The sequence below is a fragment of the Aurantibrevibacter litoralis genome, from assembly GCF_034651555.1.
Classification (GTDB): Bacteria; Bacteroidota; Bacteroidia; order Flavobacteriales; family Flavobacteriaceae; genus Aurantibrevibacter; species Aurantibrevibacter litoralis.
The window spans coordinates 1-24,472 of record NZ_JAYEEQ010000014.1 but is presented as its reverse complement, the minus strand read 5'-3'; the positions used below and the strand labels follow the sequence as shown (position 1 = coordinate 24,472).

Here is a 24,472-nt window from a genome sequence, read left to right as displayed (position 1 = left end):
ACAACACACATTTAGTATTCATATTCAAAATTTTGTCCATTGATGATCACAAATCAAACTGAAAGAATAAGTTTCGCATCCGCTAAGAATACACCCGATTATCCGGATTTCTTGGACATTCAGATTAAGTCATTTCAAGATTTTTTTCAGCTTGAAACCAAATCCGATGAGCGTGGTAATGAAGGTTTATACAATACCTTCATGGAGAATTTCCCCATCACGGATACACGAAATCAGTTTATTCTAGAATTTTTAGACTACTTCATAGATCCACCTAGATACTCTATTCAAGAATGTATAGAACGAGGGCTTACGTATAGTGTTCCTTTAAAGGCACGATTAAAATTGTATTGTACCGATCCGGAACACGAGGATTTTGAAACTATTGTTCAGGACGTTTATTTAGGTACTATTCCCTACATGACGCCAAGTGGTACTTTTGTGATTAATGGAGCAGAAAGAGTTGTGGTTTCGCAATTACATCGATCTCCAGGGGTGTTTTTTGGACAGTCATTTCATGCCAATGGTACTAAATTGTACTCGGCCAGAGTGATCCCTTTTAAAGGGTCGTGGATAGAATTTGCAACAGATATTAATGGTGTGATGTATGCGTACATCGACCGAAAGAAAAAATTACCGGTTACCACCCTTTTCAGAGCTATTGGTTTTGAACGCGATAAGGATATTTTAGAGATTTTTGATCTTTCGGAGGAAATAAAAGTTTCGGTGGCCGGACTTAAAAAGGTATTAGGGCGCAAATTAGCGGCAAGAGTACTTAATACTTGGCATGAAGATTTTGTAGATGAAGATACCGGTGAAGTGGTATCTATTGAACGTAATGAAATTATTTTAGATCGGGATACCATTCTGGAAAAGGATCACGTAAACCAAATTTTGGAGGCCGATGTAAAGACCATATTGTTACATAAAGAGAATAATGCGCAGAGCGATTACGGCATTATTCATAACACCCTACAAAAGGATCCAACGAATTCTGAAAAGGAAGCCGTAGAACATATTTATCGCCAATTACGTAATGCAGAACCGCCCGATGAGGAAACGGCACGCGGTATTATCGATAAATTGTTTTTTTCGGATCAGCGCTATAATTTAGGAGAAGTAGGGCGCTACAGAATGAACAAAAAATTAGGGTTAAATATCGGAATGGACAAGCAAGTTTTGACCAAAGAAGATATTATCACCATTATAAAATATTTGATAGAGTTGATTAACTCTAAGGCTGAAATCGATGATATCGACCACCTTTCAAACCGAAGGGTTAGGACCGTAGGAGAACAGTTGTCTCAACAGTTTGGAGTAGGTCTTGCACGTATGGCGCGCACCATAAGAGAACGAATGAATGTGCGAGATAACGAAGTATTTACTCCAATAGACTTAATTAACGCCAAGACGTTATCTTCGGTAATCAATTCGTTTTTTGGCACCAATCAGCTATCTCAGTTCATGGATCAGACCAATCCGTTGGCAGAGATTACGCACAAAAGAAGGTTGTCTGCACTTGGGCCAGGAGGACTTTCTAGAGAAAGAGCCGGATTTGAAGTGCGCGATGTACACTATACGCATTACGGAAGACTATGTCCCATAGAAACACCGGAGGGGCCTAATATTGGTTTAATATCTTCGCTATCTGTGTTTTCTAAGGTGAATGCTATGGGCTTTTTGGAAACACCTTACCGAAAAGTCGATGGCGGAAAAGTAGATACTAGCAAGATCATTTACCTTAGTGCGGAGGAAGAAGAAGGAATGAAAATTGCGCAAGCCAACATCCCTTTAAAAAATGATGGTAAAATAGACATCGACAAGGTTATTGTGCGCGAGGAAGGTGATTTCCCCGTAGTTGAGCCTAGCGATGTAAATTATACGGACGTAGCTCCAAATCAAATTGCCTCCATATCGGCGTCGTTGATCCCTTTCTTAGAGCATGATGATGCCAACCGAGCCTTGATGGGATCTAACATGATGCGCCAAGCCGTGCCCTTGTTAAAGCCGGAAGCTCCTATTGTGGGTACAGGTTTAGAAAGACAGGTGGCCTCAGATTCCAGAGTATTAATCAATGCGGAAGGAGATGGTGTGGTAGAATATGTGGATGCCGAAAAAATTAAAATAAAGTATAACAGATCGGAAGAAGAACGTTTGGTAAGTTTTGAAGAAGATTCAAAAACCTACAATTTAGTTAAATTTAGAAAAACCAACCAAGGTACCAGCATCAATCTTAAACCTATTGTAAAAAAAGGCAGTAAAGTAAAAAAAGGTCAGGTACTTTGTGAAGGATATGCAACCGAAAAGGGAGAATTGGCCTTGGGACGAAACCTTACAGTAGCCTTCATGCCTTGGAAAGGGTACAATTTTGAAGATGCTATTGTAATCTCTGAAAAAGTAGTTCGTGAGGATATTTTTACCTCGATTCACGTAGACGAGTATTCTTTAGAGGTTCGTGATACCAAATTAGGGGCAGAGGAACTAACAAATGATATTCCAAATGTTTCAGAAGAAGCTACTAAGGATTTAGATGAATATGGAATGATTCGCATTGGTGCGGAAGTAAAACCCGGCGATATTTTAATTGGTAAAATTACACCCAAAGGAGAGTCAGATCCAACACCGGAAGAAAAATTACTTAGGGCTATATTTGGTGATAAAGCAGGCGATGTAAAAGATGCATCTCTAAAAGCACCGCCGTCTTTAAATGGTGTCGTAATCGACAAGAAATTGTTTTCTCGCTCTGTGAAGGATAAACGAAGAAGATCAGAAGACAAAGAAGCGATATCAAAATTAGAATTAGAATACGAAGTTAAATTTGAACAGTTAAAGAATGTTTTAGTAGAAAAACTCTTTACACTGGTTAATGGAAAAACATCGCAAGGTGTTCTCAATGATTTGGGTGAGGAAGTGCTTCCTAAGGGCAAAAAGTATACTATGAAGATGCTTAATGCCGTAGACGATTTTGCGCATTTGGTGGCAGGAAGCTGGACCATAGACAAAGATTGTAATGCCTTAGTGGCCGATCTTTTACACAATTACAAGATAAAGTTAAATGACCTTCAAGGAAACCTAAGAAGGGATAAATTTACCATATCTGTCGGCGACGAATTGCCTGCCGGTATTATGAAGCTTGCCAAGGTATATATTGCCAAGAAACGCAAGTTAAAGGTGGGCGATAAAATGGCTGGTCGTCATGGAAACAAAGGTATCGTTTCACGTATTGTACGCCATGAAGATATGCCGTTTTTGGAAGATGGTACGCCCGTTGACATTGTACTTAATCCGCTTGGGGTACCTTCAAGGATGAACATAGGCCAGATTTATGAAACCGTTTTGGGATGGGCCGGACTTAAATTGGGTAAAAAGTATGCAACCCCAATTTTTGACGGAGCAACCTTAGACCAAATAAACACCTACACCGATGAAGCCAAAATTCCGCGCTTCGGACATACGTATCTTTTTGACGGAGGTACCGGTCAACGTTTTGATCAGCCAGCGACTGTCGGTGTTATTTATATGCTGAAACTGGGTCATATGGTTGATGATAAAATGCATGCACGCTCCATTGGGCCCTACTCTTTAATTACGCAGCAGCCTTTGGGCGGAAAAGCCCAATTTGGAGGTCAGCGTTTTGGGGAAATGGAAGTGTGGGCACTAGAGGCCTATGGTGCTTCGGCAACCTTAAGAGAAATTTTAACGGTAAAATCTGATGATGTTATTGGTAGGGCAAAAACCTACGAAGCCATTGTTAAGGGAGAGACCATGCCGGAACCCGGTTTGCCGGAATCTTTCAATGTGTTGATGCACGAACTTAAAGGTTTAGGTTTGGACATCCGATTGGAGGAATAGGAAAACAGTTCTGATTATAATTTTATAAATACAACATATTTAACGTACGATCACCATTTGGTTATGGCTAGAATAAAAGACAATAATACAGTTAATAGGTTCAATAAAATTTCAATTGGCTTGGCATCTCCGGAATCCATCCTGGCCGAATCGCGAGGCGAAGTTTTAAAACCGGAAACCATAAATTACAGAACCCATAAACCGGAACGCGACGGACTTTTCTGCGAGCGTATTTTTGGTCCGGTTAAGGATTACGAATGTGCCTGTGGGAAATATAAGCGTATTCGCTATCGCGGTATTGTCTGCGATCGCTGTGGCGTGGAGGTTACCGAGAAAAAAGTACGTCGTGATAGGGTAGGGCATATTAATTTGGTTGTTCCTGTGGCTCATATTTGGTATTTCCGTTCCCTACCCAACAAAATCGGATATCTTCTTGGATTACCTTCCAAGAAACTAGATATGATCATTTATTACGAACGCTACGTCGTCATTCAACCTGGTATTGCCAAGAATCCCGACGGTGAAGAACTCCAAAAACTCGATTTCTTAACCGAGGAGGAATACCTCACCATTTTGGAATCCATACCTCAGGAAAACCAATATTTAGAAGATTCTGACCCCAATAAGTTTATTGCAAAAATGGGGGCAGAATGTTTAATAGATCTTTTAGGACGTATCGATTTAAATGAGCTTTCGTACGAGTTACGGCATAAGGCTAATAGTGAAACCTCTAAACAAAGAAAAACGGAGGCCTTAAAACGGCTGCAAGTGGTAGAGAGTTTACGCGAGTCTCAGGCGAACAGAGAAAATAGACCCGATTGGATGATCATGAAGGTAATTCCTGTAATTCCACCGGAATTAAGACCATTGGTACCTCTAGATGGAGGCCGGTTTGCAACCTCGGATTTAAATGACCTTTACAGACGCGTCATTATCAGAAACAATCGTCTAAAACGCCTCGTAGAGATAAAAGCACCCGAGGTTATTCTTAGAAACGAGAAACGGATGCTTCAGGAAGCCGTAGATTCTTTGTTCGATAATACTAGAAAAGCTTCGGCGGTAAAAACGGAATCGAATAGACCTTTAAAGTCGCTATCAGATTCATTAAAGGGGAAGCAAGGTCGTTTCCGTCAGAACTTATTAGGAAAACGCGTTGATTATTCGGCACGTTCCGTAATTGTGGTAGGTCCGGAAATGAAACTTTTTGAGTGCGGTCTTCCAAAGGATATGGCTGCCGAACTTTACAAGCCTTTCGTGATTCGCAAGCTGATTGAAAGAGGAATTGTAAAAACCGTAAAATCGGCAAAGAAAATCATAGACAAGAAAGAACCGGTTGTTTGGGATATTTTAGAAAATGTACTAAAAGGTCATCCCGTGTTACTAAACCGTGCACCAACGTTGCACAGATTGGGAATTCAGGCATTTCAGCCAAAGCTTATAGAAGGTAAGGCCATCCGCTTGCATCCTTTGGTGTGTACCGCTTTTAATGCCGATTTTGATGGGGATCAAATGGCTGTACACCTTCCTTTAGGGCCAGAAGCTATATTGGAAGCGCAATTGTTAATGTTAGCGTCTCACAATATTCTCAACCCGGCAAATGGTTCTCCTATTACGGTACCGTCACAGGATATGGTTTTAGGTTTGTATTACATGACGAAAGAGAGAAAATCTACGCCGGAAGTTCCAATTAAAGGAGAAGGTATTACGTTCTATTCCGAAGAGGAGGTAGAAATTGCCTTTAATGAAGGAAAGGTGAATCTCAATGCCGGAATAAAAGTAAGAACAAAAGATTTTAACGATGAGGGTGTTCTTGTATCTCAAATTATAAGTACTACTGTAGGAAGAGTTTTGTTCAATTCCGTAGTACCGGAGCAGGCAGGCTATGTGAATGAGGTGCTTAACAAAAAATCCTTACGAGATATTATCGGTAAAATTTTAAGTGTAACAGATGTACCGACCACTGCCGATTTCTTAGATAATATCAAAACCATGGGCTATGAGTTCGCTTTTAAAGGGGGCTTGTCCTTTAGTTTAGGGGATATAATTATTCCACCCGAAAAACATGGTATGATTGCAGATGCAAACGTTCAGGTAGATGGGATTATGGCCAATTATAACATGGGTCTTATTACCAACAATGAGCGCTACAATCAGGTTATTGATGTGTGGACTTCTACCAATGCCATGCTTACGGAACTCGCTATGAAACGAATTCGTGAAGATCAACAAGGCTTTAACTCGGTATATATGATGTTAGATTCTGGTGCAAGGGGTTCTAAGGAACAGATTCGACAGTTGACCGGTATGCGAGGATTAATGGCGAAGCCTAAAAAATCTACTGCAGGCGGTGGTGAGATTATTGAGAACCCAATCCTTTCTAACTTTAAGGAAGGTCTATCCATTTTGGAGTACTTTATATCTACCCACGGTGCTCGTAAAGGACTTGCAGATACGGCATTAAAAACAGCAGATGCTGGTTATTTAACACGTCGTTTGGTTGATGTTTCTCAGGATGTTATCATAAACTCAGAGGATTGTGGTACGCTTAGAGGTGTGCTTGTAGAGGCCCTCAAGAAGAATGAGGAAATCGTAGAATCTTTAGGCGAGCGTATTCTAGGACGGGTTTCTTTGCACGATGTGTATAATCCGTTGACCGAAGAGTTACTTTTGAAGGCAGGAGCCGAAATTTTAGAATCAGATGTTAAGAAAATAGAGGCCTCGCCCATAGAGAAAGTAGAAGTCCGATCGGCACTTACATGCGAAGCGCAAAAAGGAATCTGTGCTAAATGTTATGGCAGAAATCTTTCAACTAATAAAATGGTGCAGCGAGGAGAAGCCGTTGGTGTAGTGGCCGCACAATCTATAGGGGAACCGGGCACGCAGCTTACCTTACGTACGTTCCACGTAGGTGGTATTGCAGGAAATATTTCTGAGGACAGTAAGTTAGAAGCCAGATTTAATGGTATTGCAGAAATTGAAGATCTAAGAACGGTTACCGGGGCAGACAGCGAGGGTAAACCTGTGGAAATTGTAATTTCAAGAACCTCAGAAATAAAAGTAGTTGATGTAAAAACAGGGATTACCTTAAGTACCAATAACATTCCTTACGGATCGCAATTGTTCGTTAAAAATGGTTCTAAAATAGAACGGGGTCAGGTTATTTGTCAGTGGGATCCATATAACGGAGTTATTGTTTCAGAATTCCCAGGACAGATTGCTTACGAAAATATTGAACAAGGGATCACCTATCAAGTAGAAATTGATGAACAAACAGGATTCCAGGAAAAAGTAATATCAGAGTCTAGAAATAAGAAACTGATACCTACATTATTAATTAAGGATAGCAAGGGCGAAGTGTTACGTTCTTATAACCTTCCTGTAGGTTCGCATATTATGATAGATGATGGTGCGAAAATTAAAGAAGGAAAAATTCTAGTAAAAATTCCACGTAAATCTGCCAAATCCGGAGATATTACAGGTGGTTTGCCAAGAGTTACGGAATTGTTTGAAGCGCGTAACCCGTCGAACCCCGCAGTTGTTTCTGAAATAGATGGGGTAGTTTCTTTTGGTAAAATAAAAAGAGGAAATCGCGAAATTGTTATTGAGTCGAAATTGGGTGAAGTAAAACGGTATTTGGTCAAACTTTCCAATCAAATTTTGGTTCAAGAAAATGATTATGTTCGTGCAGGAATGCCGTTGTCTGATGGATCCGTTACCCCGGATGACATTTTAACCATTAAAGGGCCATCGGCAGTTCAGCAATATTTGGTAAATGAAGTTCAAGAAGTGTATCGCTTACAAGGTGTAAAAATTAACGATAAGCATTTTGAAGTGGTCGTAAGACAGATGATGCGTAAGGTTAGTATTCAGGATCAAGGAGATACCATATTTTTAGAAAACCAATTGGTTCATAAAGATGATTTTATCGAAGAAAACGATGAAATATTCGGAAAAAAAGTAGTTGTAGATGCAGGTGATTCGGAGAACCTTAAGCCAGGACAAATTATTACCGCTCGTGAATTAAGAGATGAAAATTCCATTTTAAAAAGAAGTGATAAGGCCTTGGTTACGGCAAGAGAGGCTGTGGCCGCTACTGCAACACCGGTATTGCAAGGTATTACACGAGCATCGCTACAAACAAAATCGTTTATTTCGGCAGCCTCCTTTCAGGAAACAACCAAAGTATTAAACGAAGCAGCGGTAGCAGGTAAAATAGATACCCTAGAAGGTCTTAAGGAAAATGTCATTGTAGGACACAAGATTCCGGCGGGTACGGGAATGAGGGAATATGAACATATCATTGTAGGTTCTAAAGAAGAATACGATGAAATCATGGCTCGTAAAGAAGAGTTGAAATTTTAGGAGTACGCTATGTCGGACAAGGATGCAAATCAAAAGCAGATCAATATAGAGTTGGATGAAAAAACAGCAGAGGGAGTTTACTCTAACCTAGCTATTATTAATCATTCTGTATCGGAGTTTGTGGTCGATTTTATAAGTATGATGCCGGGTGCTCCGAAGGCAAAAGTTAAGAGTAGAATTGTGCTGACACCGCAACACGCTAAAAAGTTTTTAAAAGCCTTGCACGACAATGTGAGTCGTTTTGAAAAGGCGCACGGAACCATTAAGGATTATGAGCAACAGTCCATTCCATTAAATTTTGGACCCACCGGAGAAGCGTAAAAAAATCCCCAAAAACACCTTGTTTTTGGGGATTTTTGCTTTTAACGCTAAGCATGAATGCTATGCGTCAAATTCTGAGGTAAAATGAAGTTTCACAGACGGATATTTTTGCTGGGTCATTTGTAATGAAAATGGAGAATCGGCTAAGAATACAAGCTGTCCACGCTTGTCTTTGGCTAGAAATTTCTGTTTCACTCTTATAAATTCCTTAAATTCATCACTGTTTTTATTTTTAGAACTTATCCAACATGCCTTGTACACATTAAAGTTTTCATAGGTGCATTTTGCACCGTATTCATGCTCTAGGCGGTATTGTATAACCTCGAATTGCAATGCACCTACGGTGCCAATTACTTTTCTATTATTGATTTCTAAGGTAAATAACTGCGCTACACCTTCATCCATAAGCTGATCAACGCCTTTATGCAGTTGTTTTGCTTTTAAAGGATCTGCATTGTTGATATATCTAAAATGTTCCGGCGAGAAGTTCGGTATGCCTTTGTAATGGAGAATCTCCCCTTCGGTTAAGGTATCTCCAATTTTAAAATTACCGGTATCATGCAGCCCAACAATATCACCGGGATAGGAGATGTCTACAATTTCCTTCTTTTCGGCAAAAAAAGCATTCGGACTAGAAAATTTTAGGTTTTTATTCAGGCGTACATGGAGATACGGCTTATTCCGCTCAAATGTGCCCGATACTATTTTAATAAAAGCCAAACGATCCCTGTGCTTAGGATCCATATTGGCATGAATTTTAAAAACAAAACCACTTAAGTTTTTTTCATTCGCTTTCACTAGTCGCTCCTCAGCCATTTTTGATCGTGGCGATGGAGCAATGTCCACAAAGCAATCCAGCAATTCTCTAACTCCGAAATTATTGAGGGCAGAACCAAAAAAGACAGGATGTTGTTGGGCATTTAAATAATTTACTTTATCAAATTCGGGATAAACGCCTGCGACTAATTCTAAATTTTCACGTAATTCATTGGCGGCTTTAACACCAATTATGTTTTCCAAATCGGAATTATGGATATCGTTAAAAGCGATGGTATCTTCAATATTTTTCTTACTGTCGCCACTAAATAGGTTAATGTTTTTCTCGTAAATATTATAAATACCTTTAAAATCGTATCCAATGCCAATAGGAAAACTTAATGGAGTTACTTTAAGGCCTAATTTTTGTTCTACTTCATCAAGTAAATCAAATGCGTCCTTGCCTTCCCTATCCATTTTATTGATAAAGACAATAATTGGAATTTGTCGCATGCGACAAACCTCGACCAATTTTTCAGTTTGTTCTTCAACTCCTTTAGCAACATCAATTACCACAATCACACTGTCTACTGCGGTTAACGTTCTAAAGGTATCTTCGGCAAAATCTTTATGCCCGGGAGTATCTAAAATGTTTATTTTTTTGTCGGAATACACGAAAGCCAAAACCGAGGTGGCAACAGAAATTCCGCGTTGCCGCTCAATTTCCATGAAATCGCTGGTTGCTGTTTTTTTTATCTTATTATTTTTAACAGCACCTGCTTCTTGAATGGCGCCTCCAAATAATAATAGCTTTTCGGTTAGCGTGGTTTTTCCGGCATCCGGATGTGATATAATTCCGAAAGTTCTCCTTCTAAGAATTTCTTTTTCAAAACTCATGTATTCTAATTTTGCGCAAAAATAGGGAAATATGCGTGTTTCTATTCCAAGTAGGGCAAGAAAAGGTGCTGCTCTAAATTATAAGGGTAGATCATAAAATTCACTTGAATATCAATGAATGATACTATCGTAGTGCTATAGTCGATGAAACGGGAACATCAACGGATTTTTCTTGATGTTACGTTTTTTTTAGTAACATTTGTATGTTGCAAGAAGGTAAGTTCGTTAAACGGTTGTAGCATCAAAAAAATTACTTTTAACAACACCAAGTAATACGCTTCATATATCCGTTTGTTGTTTGATGTTTTCGAACTATCTTGCGTTGATTTTTGAAAGTAATCCCATTTCTTACAAAATTTAAGTGACCTAATAGTGCCATGGTGATTTGTTTAAATTAAAAAACAATCATTTATGGGTGAAATTACACTTTCTAAAATAAGTATTTTACGGCGTACATTGGTGAGATCTGTTCTCTTACTACTGCTATTTTGCATGAATACTTCTTTTATAGATGAATCTTTTTTGGTAAATTCAACTCCCATTATATTCCAACATTCGACTTTGTCTGGGGCAGATATAAACATGAAAGATTCACTTTTTGAGGTTTTCATAACCAAAGAAAGGGAATGTCAATCTCTTGGTTTCCAAGAAATACTTGGATCAGATTTTGGATTTCCTAATGGTGTAGTCGATGGAAGTTTAAACGCTTCAAATATAGATATAAGTTCAAAGTGGAGTCTCCCTAAGGGAAGTATTATTATTAGTGTATCCCAAGCATCAACAAAAAGTTCTGGGTTTTTTTTTGAAATTGCAAATAATTTTTCAACAACGTTTGAAATAACCGGCACTGTTCCTGTTAGGATTATTGCAGAACATTCCCCAAGATTAGGAGCTCGAAGTCGAGATGGTATAATAGCATTGGATGATGTATGGTATGAAATGATGACAGAATTACCTATGGGTATAATATCCGAGAGATTAGCAAATGATTATTATGTGAAAAATACTACATCGGGTGATATTCAAAAATCCGATAGTTTCGTTTGGAAATCAGTAACTTCCGCTACCGGAGTCCAATTTTATACTACTTCAAAAAATTTTATCAATGGAATTAGAATCCGTTTAAATCCTATACTTTGTAAGGATACTGATGGTGATGGTGTTCCTAATTATTTAGATTTAGATTCTGACAACGATGGGATACTAGACAGTGTAGAAGATGCCAATTTAGATGGCGACAATGATCCATCAACCAATCCTACAGATACCGACGCAGATGGTATTCCGGATTATTTAGATATCGATAGCGATAACGACGGCATTTTGGACAATGTAGAAGCCCAAGGCAATAACTACATACCCCCAAGTGGCATCGACAGCGATGGCAATGGTTTGGACGATGCTTATGAATCTAGTCCCGGCAGTGGCGAAGGTATCATTCCGGTGAATTCAGATACGGATACCAATCCCGATCATTTAGACATTGACAGTGATAACGACGGTATACCGGATAATATAGAAGGACAGCCAACGATAGGGTATATACCTCCCAGTGGTATCGATACGGATGGCAATGGTTTGGATGATGTGTACGAATCATCACCCGGAAGTGGCGAGGGCATCACCCCACAAGACACAGATAGTGATGGCACCCCGGATTATCTGGATTTAGATAGCGATAATGATTTGGTGCCGGACAATAATGAAGGTCACGATTTTAACTTTGATGGCATTCCGGATCGTGTGTTTACAGGTACAGACACGGATGGCGACGGACTAGATGATGGCTACGAAGGCGAAGACCTTACCGATGGGTATAACGTAAACGAGGGCATCACCGATCCGTTTACGGAATTGCCCAACCTCACGGGGGAGAACGATGCCAACTACCGAGATTTGGATGATGACGGCGACGGCATACCCACCCCGGATGAGGATGCAGACAATGATGGCGACCCTACCAATGACGATACCGATGGTGACGGCACCCCGGACTTTTTAGATCCAACCGATGATAGGCCTAAAGATGATTTAGATGCAGACAACGATGGGATACTAGACAGTGTAGAAGATGCCAATCTAGATGGCGACAATGATCCATCAACCAACCCCACAGATACTGATGGTGATGGTATTCCGGATTATTTGGATATCGATAGCGACAATGACGGCATTTTGGACAATGTAGAAGCACAGGGTACTAACTACATACCCCCAAGTGGTATCGACAGCGATGGCAATGGTTTGGACGATGCTTATGAATCTAGTCCCGGCAGTGGCGAAGGTATCATTCCTGTAAATTCAGATACGGACACCAATCCCGATCATCTAGATATCGACAGTGACAACGACGGTATTCCGGATAATATAGAAGGACAGCCTACAACAGGGTATATTCCACCCAGTGGTATCGATACGGATGGCAATGGTTTGGATGATGTGTACGAATCATCACCCGGAAGTGGCGAGGGCATCACCCCACAAGACACAGATAGTGATGGCACCCCGGATTATCTGGATTTAGATAGCGATAATGATTTGGTGCCGGACAATAATGAAGGTCACGATTTTAACTTTGATGGCATTCCGGATCGTGTGTTTACAGGTACAGACACGGATGGCGACGGACTAGATGATGGCTACGAAGGCGAAGACCTTACCGATGGGTATAACGTAAACGAGGGCATCACCGATCCGTTTACGGAATTGCCCAACCTCACGGGGGAGAACGATGCCAACTACCGAGATTTGGATGATGACGGCGACGGCATACCCACCCCGGATGAGGATGCAGACAATGATGGCGACCCTACCAATGACGATACCGATGGTGACGGCACCCCGGACTTTTTAGATCCAACCGATGATAGGCCCGATCCCGAGGATATTGTGATAGAAGTGAACCAAATGGTAACACCAAATGGCGATGGTCGAAACGATTTTCTTTTTATTCGCGGCGTGGAGACCGTACCAAACAATTTATTGAAAATATTTAATCGCTGGGGAGTGGCCGTGTATGAAGGTAAAGGGTACAACAATCAAAATAATGTTTTCGACGGACGATCAAGAGGAAGATCAACGCTTACGGTGGGCGATTTTTTACCATCGGGCGTCTATTTCTACATTTTTGAATATCAAAAAGATCAGCAAAACAATACAGATAGTGGTTATATTTACGTCAGTAAATAATAATATTTATAACAGTTCAGAATGATACAAAAGCATTGTTTTATCTTAGTGTTTATCTTGCTTTCATCAGGTCAATTTCTTAGGGCGCAACAAGACCCCCAGTTTACGCAATATATGTTCAATACAATGAGTGTTAATCCTGCGTATGCCGGTTCACGGGGTCAGCTTAGTATTGCCGCATTATACCGCTCGCAATGGGCAGGCTTAGATGGGGCGCCAAAAACACAAACCCTAAATGTGCACTCGCCCATAAGAGACAGCCGGGTGGGCTATGGGCTATCGGTTATTAATGACAATATTGGCGATGGTGTAGTGCAACAGACGTATTTTGATGCGGTAGTATCGTATACCATCGATTTATCGTATGATGCCAAGTTGTCATTTGGACTCAAAGCTGGTGGAAGCCTCCTAAACCTAGATTTTAATGGCTTGCGTAATTTTGATCTAGAACCCACTGCGACAGACAATATCGAAAATCGGTTTTCACCCAATTTTGGTACGGGTATTTATTATCATACAGATCGATTTTATGCCGGACTTTCGGCTCCTAATTTAATAGAAACCAAGCATTTCGACAGTTCTACCGGGGATGCTAACTCCGTGGATTTCTTGGCGAGAGAAAGAATTAATTTTTACTTTATTACAGGTTATGTTTATGACCTTAACCCCAATTTTAAATTTAAACCTGCCTTACTAACTAAGGCCGTTGGTGGGGCACCACTTCAAGTAGATGTATCAGCAAATTTTCTTTATAATGACACCTTTAGTTTTGGAGCAGCTTACCGTTGGGACGCTGCAGTAAGTGCCTTGGTAGGCTTTCAAATCACAGAACAGATTATGCTAGGTTTGGCTTATGATAGAGAAACAACAGATCTAGGGGGCACACAGTTTAATGATGGTTCCTTTGAGTTTTTTTTACGATTTGAACTTCAAAAGTCGTTTAGAAGGTTGGTATCTCCGCGATTTTTTTAAAATTGATATACATGCTAAAGAAATTACATAGTTTATTTTTTTTACTTTTTTTAGGTGTCTTTCTAGCATTTGGGCAAGAACAACTATTGAAAAAGGCAGATACCCAATATCAAGAATATTCTTTTAGTCCCGCCATAGACATTTATAAAAAAGTGTTAGACAAGGGATTTGTTTCTGCCGACCTCTTGAAGCGATTGGGAAATTCCTACTACTTTAAAGCGAATTATCAGGAATCGGAGAAAATATACAAACGCTTAATTGATGAATTTCCGGACGAAGCCGGTCCCGAATATTATTTTAAATACGCACAAAGCTTAAAAAGTTTAGGGTTATACGACGAAGCTGACACGCAATTGGCTACTTTTTTTGAATTGACTTCGGCTGCGGAGTCTACTTCTATTTCAGGAAAAAGAGACTATTTAAAAGAGATAGAAAGAAATTCAGGCAGGTTTCAATTGTTACCATTTGAATATAATACTCAGTATTCAGACTTTGCGCCATCTTTTTATAAAGAGGGTTTGGTGTTTTCGTCTGACCGGGATACAGGAAATTTGGCTAGATATCGCCACAGCTGGACCGCTACTGATTTTTTGGATCTATATAAGGTAAATGCAGACAGTCTTTCTCGAAATAAGGTGGCGAAATTGGAAAACACTTTAAATACAAGACTTCACGAATCTACCTCCGTATTTACAAAAGACGGAAATACGGTCTATTTTACAAGAAATAATTTTATAGAAGGAAAATATAAAAAGGATGAAGAGGGTTTTATACGGTTAAAGATATTTAAAGCCACTTACGAGAATGGTAATTGGACTACCATCGAGGAATTACCGTTTAACAGTGATGCGTATTCTGTAGCGCATCCTGCACTAAGTCCGGACGAGAAAACCCTTTATTTTGCGTCAGATATGCCCGGTACATTTGGGGCATCAGATATTTTTAAAGTGGCCATTAAGAATGATGGTACCTATGGCACTCCCGAGAATTTGGGGTCGATTATTAACACAGAATTTAGAGAAACTTTTCCATATGTATCTGCCGATGAAGTATTGTATTTTTCCTCAGATGGCCATCCGGGGTTAGGGGGATTAGATATTTATGCGACCAAAATTGCCTTCGGAAAATACACAAATACAGTACTAAATGTGGGTGCTGACGCAAATAGTAAAATGGACGATTTTACGTTTATTTTTAAAGCAGAAACGAGAAAAGGATACTTTGCGTCTAATAGAGATGGGGGTTTAGGTGGGGATGATATTTATGCCTTCCTAGAAACAAAACCATTGGCCATGGACTGTAATCAGCAGGTTACGGGTACGGTACGGGATAAAATATCCAATGCGGTTTTGGTAGGAGCTTCCGTTAAGGTTATTAACGAACAGAATGAGGAAATTTTCGCAACCATAACCGATAATTCGGGTAATTACAGCCTGACGGTAGATTGTCATCAAGGTAATTTTGTGCGTGCCCTAATGGAGGGATATGTGCCCTCAGAAGAATATTTGGTACAATCTGAAGGTAAGGACCAAATCATTGATTTTTACCTGGAAAGAGACGTGGTTACTGCCGGATTTGGGGACGATTTGGCCAAATTATTGCAGTTAAGTACCATTTATTTCGATTTAAATAAATTCAATATACGAAATGATGCGGCTGTCGAAATACAGAAAGTTATCGCCGCAATGGAGAAATATCCAAGTTTAAAAATTAAGGTGAATTCCCATACGGACAGCCGTGGACCAGACGCTTATAACTTGTGGTTGTCTCAAAAAAGAGCGGAAGCTACTGTGTCCTATATGGTATCAAAAGGAATTGCCCAAGAGCGTCTTATTGGGGAAGGATTCGGTGAAACTCGCCTCATAAATAATTGTAGTAATGGGGCACGCTGTACAGAAGCAGAACATCAACTAAACCGGAGATCTGAGTTTATCATTCTAGAGTAAAAACAGAGTCACTATTTTTAGCTATTTGAATCATTTCTGAGGCGCATTTTTTTCCTGATGTAGTAATTCCTACCTAGATTTTCTCAAAATAGCAGGAAAAATATTACGTTGCCAAATGGAGCTATCCATCATTCACCTATAGTTATTGCAGTTTCACAACATTTATTTCAGTTTGGGTTCAACGTCATGTAGTTTTAGGGTTGCTTAATAAAAGAGAAACTCCCGTAACGCATGTACACCATGATCCATTTAGGAAAGTATCAATATCCTTTTCTTAAAACTTTATTTTTACTATGCCTACTACTTAGCTCGGTTGCTTTATATTCCCAAACGACTATTTGGAGCGATGACTTTAGCTACTCTAATAACACTACCTCCGGTATGGGAACGGGTGTGGCTCCAGCAACTTGGTCTTCCGGCAATGGCGCAATGATACGCAGCAATAGCATTGAAACAAGATCGAGAAATGTTAATGGTTTTTGGCGCAGTAATGAGATTAATATTACCGGATTTAGCGATATTAATCTAAGTTTTACAACAGGCACGGGGAGTATAGAAACCACAGATCGCTTCTCTTTCCGATATCGATTAGACGGTGGCACATGGACCACTTTAGTGGCACCTGTTTTAATTCCGAATTCCACGTATTCTTTTCCTATCCCGGGAGGGACTAACCTAGAGCTAGAAGCGTTGTTTTCAACCAATGAAAACAACGATCGGTATCGTTTAGATAGTATGCTACTCACAGGAATACCTCCAGGCTGTAGTAACGTTTTAGATTACGAATTTTATGATTTAGTTCCACCGGGAAATACAGTAGATAACATACCTATCTCAGGTGCCCTAAATATAGGACAGGTTGTTGATTTTAATGTCGTAACATTGCAAAATGCAGTAGATCCCGGTGATGGTAACACTTTTGCTATTCGATATACCGGGTATATACAGATTGCGACGGCGGGCTCGTATACCTTTTTTACAACCTCAGACGATGGGTCAAAATTGTTTATTGATGATGTGCAGATCGTAAATAATGATGGTGATCATGGGGCTCAAGAAAGATCGGGAACCGTTATCCTTACCACAGGTCTCCATAGAATACGAGTCTTGTTTTATGAAAATGGCGGTGGACAAGTGTTAGAGGCGCGCTATCAAGGCCCTTCCGTTGCCAAGCAATTAATACCCTTTAGCCTGCTTTCTAGCGATTGTGCGGAACCTGAAGAAGAAGCTACCAATGAACCACCTACACTGACGGCTACAGGAAATCAACTGTATTGTGGGGAAGGTGCATCCATTCCAATTGCACAAACTGTATCCATTACGGATGCGGACGATACCGGTACATCGGCGGTGTATATTCAGGTGTCTTCAGGATATGTTAATGGAGAAGACTTGTTAAGTCTTACCGGTTCACATCCCGGAATAACAGCCAGTTGGGATGCGGTTCAAGGAAAAATTACCTTACAGGGTCCCGCTTCCTATAGTGCTTTCGAAAACGCTATTTTATCGGTCGTGTATAGTAGCAGTAATCCAAGTCCGACCGGAAACCGACAATTTTCTATTACGGTGGGCGAACCTAATTTTTTACCGACTACAGGGCATTATTACGAATTTGTCTCAGATATAGGTATTACATGGGCCAACGCCAATACAGCAGCGTCTGCCCGCACCTATTTTGGATTGCAAGGTTATTTAGCTACCCTAACAAGTCAAGAAGAATCCGATTTTGCCGGATCTCAAATATCCGGAGCAGGATGGATTGGAGCAAGTGACGCAACTACTGAAGGTGTTTGGCGCTGGGTAACTGGTCCGGAAGCAGGCACCCAGTTTTGGAACGGGGGTGTTGGTGGTACTGCAACACCACCTTTTAATTATGCGTTCTGGAATAGTGGAGAGCCAAATAACTCCGGAGACGAAGATTATGCACATATTACCGAAAATGGTACGGGAATGAATGGTTCTTGGAATGATTTAAGCAATACCGGAGCCACGAGCGGTGCCTATCAACCCAAAGGATATGTGGTAGAATATGGTGGAATGTCCGGAGACCCTATTTTAAATGTAAGCGCTACTACTACACTAACCATGGACAATATAGCACCCACATGGGTTACCGTAGCTGGTACGCTGAATGAGAATTATCAATGCGCAGCAGATGTACCCACGTTGGCTATATGCACAAGTTTAAGTACTACTTTTTTTAATCAACAGCAATTTGCTTGGGGTTTTGGACTTCAAAATACTACCGCCAATAGTGTGCCTCATTGGGAGGTACGAATTACAAATGCCAACTACCAGCTAAATCCGGTACTTTTGAGTAATCCATCCGCCTTTGTTTACTCCGAAGAAGACAATGGCGATGGTACCTACAATTTAATTATTACAGGCACTACGGCCATACCGGCATGGGGTAGTATTCCGGGTGGTAATATTGAATGGTCTGGCGTTAATTTCGGCTTTACACCAACCTCTGATGGGATTAGCCTTTTTTGTGGTGACTTACCCTTTACACCTCCAGTGGCTACAGATTCATGTGGCACGCCCTTAGTGCATATAATTGGGGACACGATCACATATTTCGGATCGGAAAATGATTTTGTGAGGGTGCTTACCTACGAAGCGGTAGATACGAACGGAAATACGAGTATCCCTTTTACAAAAACAATTACAGTAAAGGATACCACCTTGCCTACAGCGACAAGCCCAGATCCCATAACCGTTTTTTGCAGTTCGGATATCCCGGCTCCGGATGTTTCGGTTATTACTGACGAAGCTGATAACTGCACCGCAAATCCAATGGTTGTTTTTCTAAGTGATGTGTCCGATGGGGGTACTAATCCCGAAATAATAACTAGAACATATGAGGTTACGGATGATGCCGGGAATAGAATAGCGCTGCAACAACTGATCAAGATACAGTCTATTGACATAACCGTTCAACCTATGATTACTACTTCCTTTGTGGGTCATAATGCTGCGTTTAGTGTGTTGGTATCTAATGGTGATACGTTTCAATGGCAAGTAAGTACCGACAATGGGCTAACGTTTAGCGCCATCACAGATGGCGTGGCATATTCCGGAACTCAAACGTCCAATCTGCAAATAAATAACGTAAATCTGGCTTCTAACGGCTCGCAATTTAGGGTAGTTATTTCGCAATCGGGCTCCGGTTGTGCTCCTGTACTTAGTCTGCCTGCATTGTTATCGGTTAAAGTTGCCACTGTAATTTCGAATAGAAGAATTACGCATAGGGTTAATCCATAAAGGGTAAGAAGCCAAAAGACCGAACCTAGAACATCCTTTTTCATTTTGTTTCCGCGTATTAAAGATGTCATACATCGATAATCCTTCTATTTACATGCTATTTTAATGGGTATACAACAAAAATTGGGCGCAGATTTAACCTGCCCTTACTTTTATATTCCAATTTGGAAATACCCGCCTTATCTATACCTGTCTAAAGCCGGTAGCCTAATTAGGAATTTTATGAAAAGTTTGTCCTCTAGTTGTATTCTTGTTTTTGTTTTCTGTTGTATCTGCGGTTTTAGTTATAGCCAACAGACGTTTAGTGATAATTTTAGTAGTGTTTCTTATGCAAATAACAACGGCAACACCAACTTTGCTTCCAATTGGATAGAGTCGGGTGAAACAACCAGTCCCAACAACGGTAGGATTACCATAAACTCGAATCAATTGCGTTTCGATGATCTAGACAACGTAAACATTCAACGATCTTTGAATCTTTCGGGTGCCATTTCGGCGATGCTGTCGTTTAACTATAATGCAACATCAAGAGGAAATGAATCTTTGAATGTGCAATTATGGAATGCAGTTACCAACTCCTGGGAGATCATCGCAACTTTAAATAACTCCAATACCGGAACTATTACCCATAATCTTACTGCAAACCAAATCTCGGCAAATTCCGCTATTCGATTTATATCAGCAAGCGGCAATTGGAGTTCCGGAGAAATTATTTTTATTGATAATGTAGTATTTACCGCAAACATACCGCCTTTTATGACTGTGAATGATGTTGTGGTAAACGAAGCTGGAGGAACGGCTGTTTTTACTGTAACTCATACGGGGTTTAGTTCGGCACCTTTCACCGTAAATTATCAGACCGTAAATGGCTCTGCCATAGCTGGATCTGATTTTACATTTACAAGTGGTGCGTTAAGTTTTAACGGCACTTCTGGAGCTACGCAAAATGTCATTGTCCCCATCGTCTCAGATGATATTCCAGAATTAGAAGAAACATTCATTGTAGTACTTACCGGCAGTTCAAATCCTGACACAAATATAAGTGATACAGGCACAGGAACTATAGCATCTGAAGTTGTTTTTAACCAATCGCTTATCTTAGTAGAACAATTTGCAGGAAATTACGACTTCACTTCTACCGGAGGGTCATTTAGAACGCAGCCCAACGCTGTAAACGCTTGCGCTATAACAACCACATCGTCTAATAGTCTTATAGCCCCAATCCCCGCTGGAGCTAGCATTCAAAAGGCACTATTGTACTGGGCACATTCAAGTCTGGTATTAGATAACACGGTAACTTTTGAAGGGCAGGCCGTAACAGCCGATGTGGCGTACCAATCCGGCATTACAGATAGGGTGTTCTTTGGCTACGTGAGTGATGTAACAACTATTGTAAACAATATTCCAAATCCTTCTACAAATGTATTTGATGTAACGGATTTAACCATTGATAACGGGTCAAGGTATTGCCCCAGTCAAACAGTTTTAGGTGGATGGGCATTAATGGTTTTTTATACCGAACCAACCTTACCTGCGGTGTCTATTAATTTGTACAGGGGATTTGATGGTTTCAGTAATAACGGGACATCCTTTACCTTGGATGCCTTTTTTGCCATTGGTGGAGCAGGATCCAAGGCGTCTTTTCTTTCTTGGGAAGGAGACGAAACCCTTAGTGGTGCAAGTGCCGGCTCTACCAATCCTGAGGAATTATCTATTACAAATCAGACAGGGACAACTTTTGTACTTAGTGGGGATGGTGGGCAACCCGGTAATAACGCCTATAATTCTACTATCTATGATAATACGGTGACACCTGTAGTAAACATTTCAACCACCTATGGTATGGATTGGGATACTTTCGATATTTCGGCCTTTATAAATACTACAGACAATCAGGTAACCGCAAATGTAGATGTAGGTCAGGATTTTGTCATATCTAATGCGGTAGTCCTTAAAGTACCTTCTAATATAATAACGGGTCGAGTTTTTGAGGACATCAATTATCCCGGAGGTCCGGGCAGGGCATACTTGGCCTCAGGTGGTATGGTGGTGCCTGGGGCAAGAGTAGAATTGTATAATACCTCTGGAGTTTTAGTACAAAGCACAACCACAAGACCGGATGGGGTCTATGTTCTGGCAGGGATGCCTAATGGAAATTATGCTGTTAGGGTTGTCAATAGTAGTATAAGATCTAATCGCGGTGGAGGTTTAGGGTGTGCTACTTGTTGGCCGGTACAAACTTTTAAATACAATCACAACGGAGCAGGCTTGGTGGCCGTGACCGGTGCCGTAGGAGGAACCAATCCAAGTGGTCAGGATAGTCCTAATGGGGTGTTGGCCGGTGCTCAAACAATTTCACAAGTAGTTATTAATTCTAATGGAATTTCCGATTTAGACTTTGGTTTCAACTTTAATACTATCGTGAACACCAATGCTACGGGACAAGGTTCGCTGGAGCAGTTTATTATTAATTCCAATCTTTTGGATGAAGTAGGACTAAATATTGAAGCCAATAGTTTGTTCGATCCTGCTTCTGGTGACGACACCTCTATTTTTATGATTCCACCTGCGGGAGATGCATTAGGGCGTCCTGCTGACCCTAACTTTAGTAATGGCTATTTTGATATTTTTATTCCAAACAGTACTTCTCTTAGTACAATAACAGGAACTAATACAAAGATAGACGGCAGGACGCAAACAGTATATTTGGGTAATACCAATGCTGGAACTATCGGTGCGGGTGGTTCGACTGTGGGTATTTCAGGAACCTTACTTCCCAATTATGAACGCCCTGAAATTCAGATACATCGAAATAATGGCAATGTAGTAACCACGGTAGGAAACAATGTTGAGATACGGAATGTATCGGTTTTTGCCAATAGTAATCTTGGCATTGCTGTAAACAATGGCTCTGCCAGAATTTCCGAAAATTTTATAGGAACCAATGCTTTAGGGAGTAATGCAGGTGCTATCAATACGGGGGTACAAGTTAACGGTGGCACTGCTATTATTGAGGGCAATTATATTGCCACTTCATCCAACTCCGGTATTTTAATCAATGGGGGTGCTTCTACTTTGGTGCAACACAATCACATAAATGCCAATGGAATTGGTTCCTGTAATGATAATATAGTATTGCAGAATGGATCGGGAATAGTTATTAGAGAAAATTTAATAGAAAATACAGGAGGTATAGGTGTTGAGGGGTGGAATTTTGCGGGTGGTGTTACTATTAATGAGAATACTATTCGTAATTCCGGTTTAAATGGAGGAAACTGTTCCGGTGCTATCGAAAATAGTGGCATACGTTTATTTGGTAACAATTCTGTAATAACGTCTAATATTATTACCCAGAATGGGGGTGCTGGAATTGTGATCACAGGGGGTAACACTGCAGCCAATCGTATCTCGCAAAATTCGATTTATAACAATGGAGGTTTAGGTATTGATATTGATCAACGCACCACGGGAAATCCAACAGGCGACGGCATAACTTTAAACGATTCCGGAGATGTGGATAACGGTCCAAATACGTCATTAAATTTCCCATTGCTTGCAGAGGCTTATTTATCCGGGAGTAATCTTATAGTAAAAGGATGGTCTCGACCCGGAGCTATATTAGAATTCTTTTTTACAGATATCAGTAAAGGTACCGCCATGTCTGGGGTCAATCAATTTGGACTTTCTGTAGATTATGGGGAGGGACAAGAATTTATAGGATCTTTTACCGAAAACAGTACATCTGATTTAGATGCATCTGCATCGGCCTATTCAGATCCTGATGGGAATACCGATAGTACAAATAGGTTTCAATTTTCTATTCCGGTTCCTGCGAATACGGGAATAGGAGAACTTATAACGGCCACTGCAACTTTAGGTAATTCAACTTCAGAATTTTCGCCCTCCTTGGCTATTAAAGTAAAAACAGTGATTACCAATAGACGAATTACGTATAGAGTAAACGGCAATTGATAAAGCGATTAATTACATTTTATACGTCAAAAGAAGTAGGATGTATAAAAATGAGCAACCTAAAACCCCTATGATTCCTACTATAATCCATAATCGACATTACAAAAAATTAATAAATAGAAAAGGCCTACCCCATAATAATCTGTATTTACACTACTTATTAAGGGTTACACAACAAATATTTTTCGCTGGGATAGTGGCAACTTAGTTTTGTTAAATCTATGATAATATTTTGTAATGAAAACTGTGTCCATGTGCTATAAGTGCATCGCCTTAAAAAATCAAATAGAATTCACTTCAGGTGAATCTACCAAACAAAGTGGTTTAAAGCGACAATTTGGAAGTTTCCAAGGGCTATAAAAAATAATGAATAATTAAAAGCATTCAAGTAAATATAATACCATGAATAAAAGGATTTTACTCGTACTTTTTCTAATATCCGGAATGGCTTTTGCTCAGACCACCATAACCCTAGAGGATCAGTGTAATTGCGAAGTACTCAGTGGCACTGCTGTAACTGTACCAGGTGTAAATACGCCTGCTGGGGCAGATTTGGGGGATCTCTATGTAAATACAACCACAGGAACGATTTTCTTTTGGGATGGAAATTCATGGGAATTTTCATCTACTGGAGGTACTTCTATAATTTCTACCATTGATAATGGCAATGGTACTTTCACTTTTAATTATGCGGATGGAAGTAGTTTTACCACATCAAATCTCACAGGACCTCAAGGACTACCAGGAGCAGATGGAGCCAATGGTGCTGATGGCGCAGACGGTAACGGTATTGCATCCACCTCTGATAATGGAGACGGTACATTTACACTAACTTTTGATGACGGATCCACTTTCACCACATCCGATTTAACCGGTCCACAGGGTGCTCAGGGCATTCAAGGACTACCCGGAGCCGATGGTGCTGATGGTGCCAATGGTGC

9 protein-coding genes and 1 pseudogene are annotated in these 24,472 nt (G+C 40.4%); 9 read left to right on the top strand and 1 reads right to left on the bottom strand.

Annotated features, from left to right (window positions below):
* The first annotated feature begins 42 nt into the window (after positions 1–42).
* From rpoB to U1E44_RS11835, 3 genes are all read left to right on the top strand, one after another.
* A complete protein-coding gene (gene rpoB, locus U1E44_RS11845; RefSeq protein ID WP_322931304.1) occupies positions 43–3,852 on the top strand; it encodes a DNA-directed RNA polymerase subunit beta in 3,810 nt (1,269 codons plus the stop codon).
* A gap of 63 nt (positions 3,853–3,915) precedes the next feature.
* The gene (gene rpoC, locus U1E44_RS11840; RefSeq protein ID WP_322931303.1) at positions 3,916–8,214 is read left to right on the top strand and encodes a DNA-directed RNA polymerase subunit beta'; all 4,299 of its coding nucleotides are present in this window, start codon (positions 3,916–3,918) and stop codon (positions 8,212–8,214) included.
* Positions 8,215–8,223: 9 nt separating this feature from the next.
* Positions 8,224–8,535 carry a DUF3467 domain-containing protein gene (locus U1E44_RS11835; RefSeq protein ID WP_322931302.1) on the top strand — a complete coding sequence of 104 codons (312 nt, stop codon included), beginning with the start codon at positions 8,224–8,226 and terminating at the stop codon, positions 8,533–8,535.
* 60 nt (positions 8,536–8,595) lie between these two features.
* Here U1E44_RS11835 and U1E44_RS11830 read toward each other — a convergent pair whose 3' ends face one another.
* Entirely contained in the window at positions 8,596–10,188 is a 1,593-nt protein-coding gene (locus U1E44_RS11830; RefSeq protein WP_322931301.1) for a peptide chain release factor 3, read from the bottom strand.
* 582 nt (positions 10,189–10,770) lie between these two features.
* Here U1E44_RS11830 and U1E44_RS11825 point away from each other — a divergent pair.
* From U1E44_RS11825 to U1E44_RS11800, 6 genes and pseudogenes are all read left to right on the top strand, one after another.
* Positions 10,771–13,377 carry a T9SS type B sorting domain-containing protein gene (locus tag U1E44_RS11825; protein ID WP_322931300.1) on the top strand — a complete coding sequence of 869 codons (2,607 nt, stop codon included), beginning with the start codon at positions 10,771–10,773 and terminating at the stop codon, positions 13,375–13,377.
* Between the two features lie 21 nt (positions 13,378–13,398).
* Positions 13,399–14,349, top strand: a complete 951-nt coding sequence (locus tag U1E44_RS11820; RefSeq protein ID WP_322931299.1) for a PorP/SprF family type IX secretion system membrane protein — start codon at positions 13,399–13,401, stop codon at positions 14,347–14,349.
* 11 nt (positions 14,350–14,360) lie between these two features.
* Entirely contained in the window at positions 14,361–16,295 is a 1,935-nt protein-coding gene (locus U1E44_RS11815) for an OmpA family protein (protein ID WP_322931298.1), read from the top strand.
* Between the two features lie 231 nt (positions 16,296–16,526).
* A complete protein-coding gene (locus tag U1E44_RS11810) occupies positions 16,527–19,559 on the top strand; it encodes a PA14 domain-containing protein (RefSeq protein WP_322931297.1) in 3,033 nt (1,010 codons plus the stop codon).
* A gap of 222 nt (positions 19,560–19,781) precedes the next feature.
* The gene (locus U1E44_RS11805) at positions 19,782–23,531 is read left to right on the top strand and encodes a beta strand repeat-containing protein (protein WP_322931296.1); all 3,750 of its coding nucleotides are present in this window, start codon (positions 19,782–19,784) and stop codon (positions 23,529–23,531) included.
* Between the two features lie 402 nt (positions 23,532–23,933).
* Positions 23,934–24,472 (top strand): annotated as a pseudogene (locus U1E44_RS11800) (collagen-like protein); the annotation flags it as partial.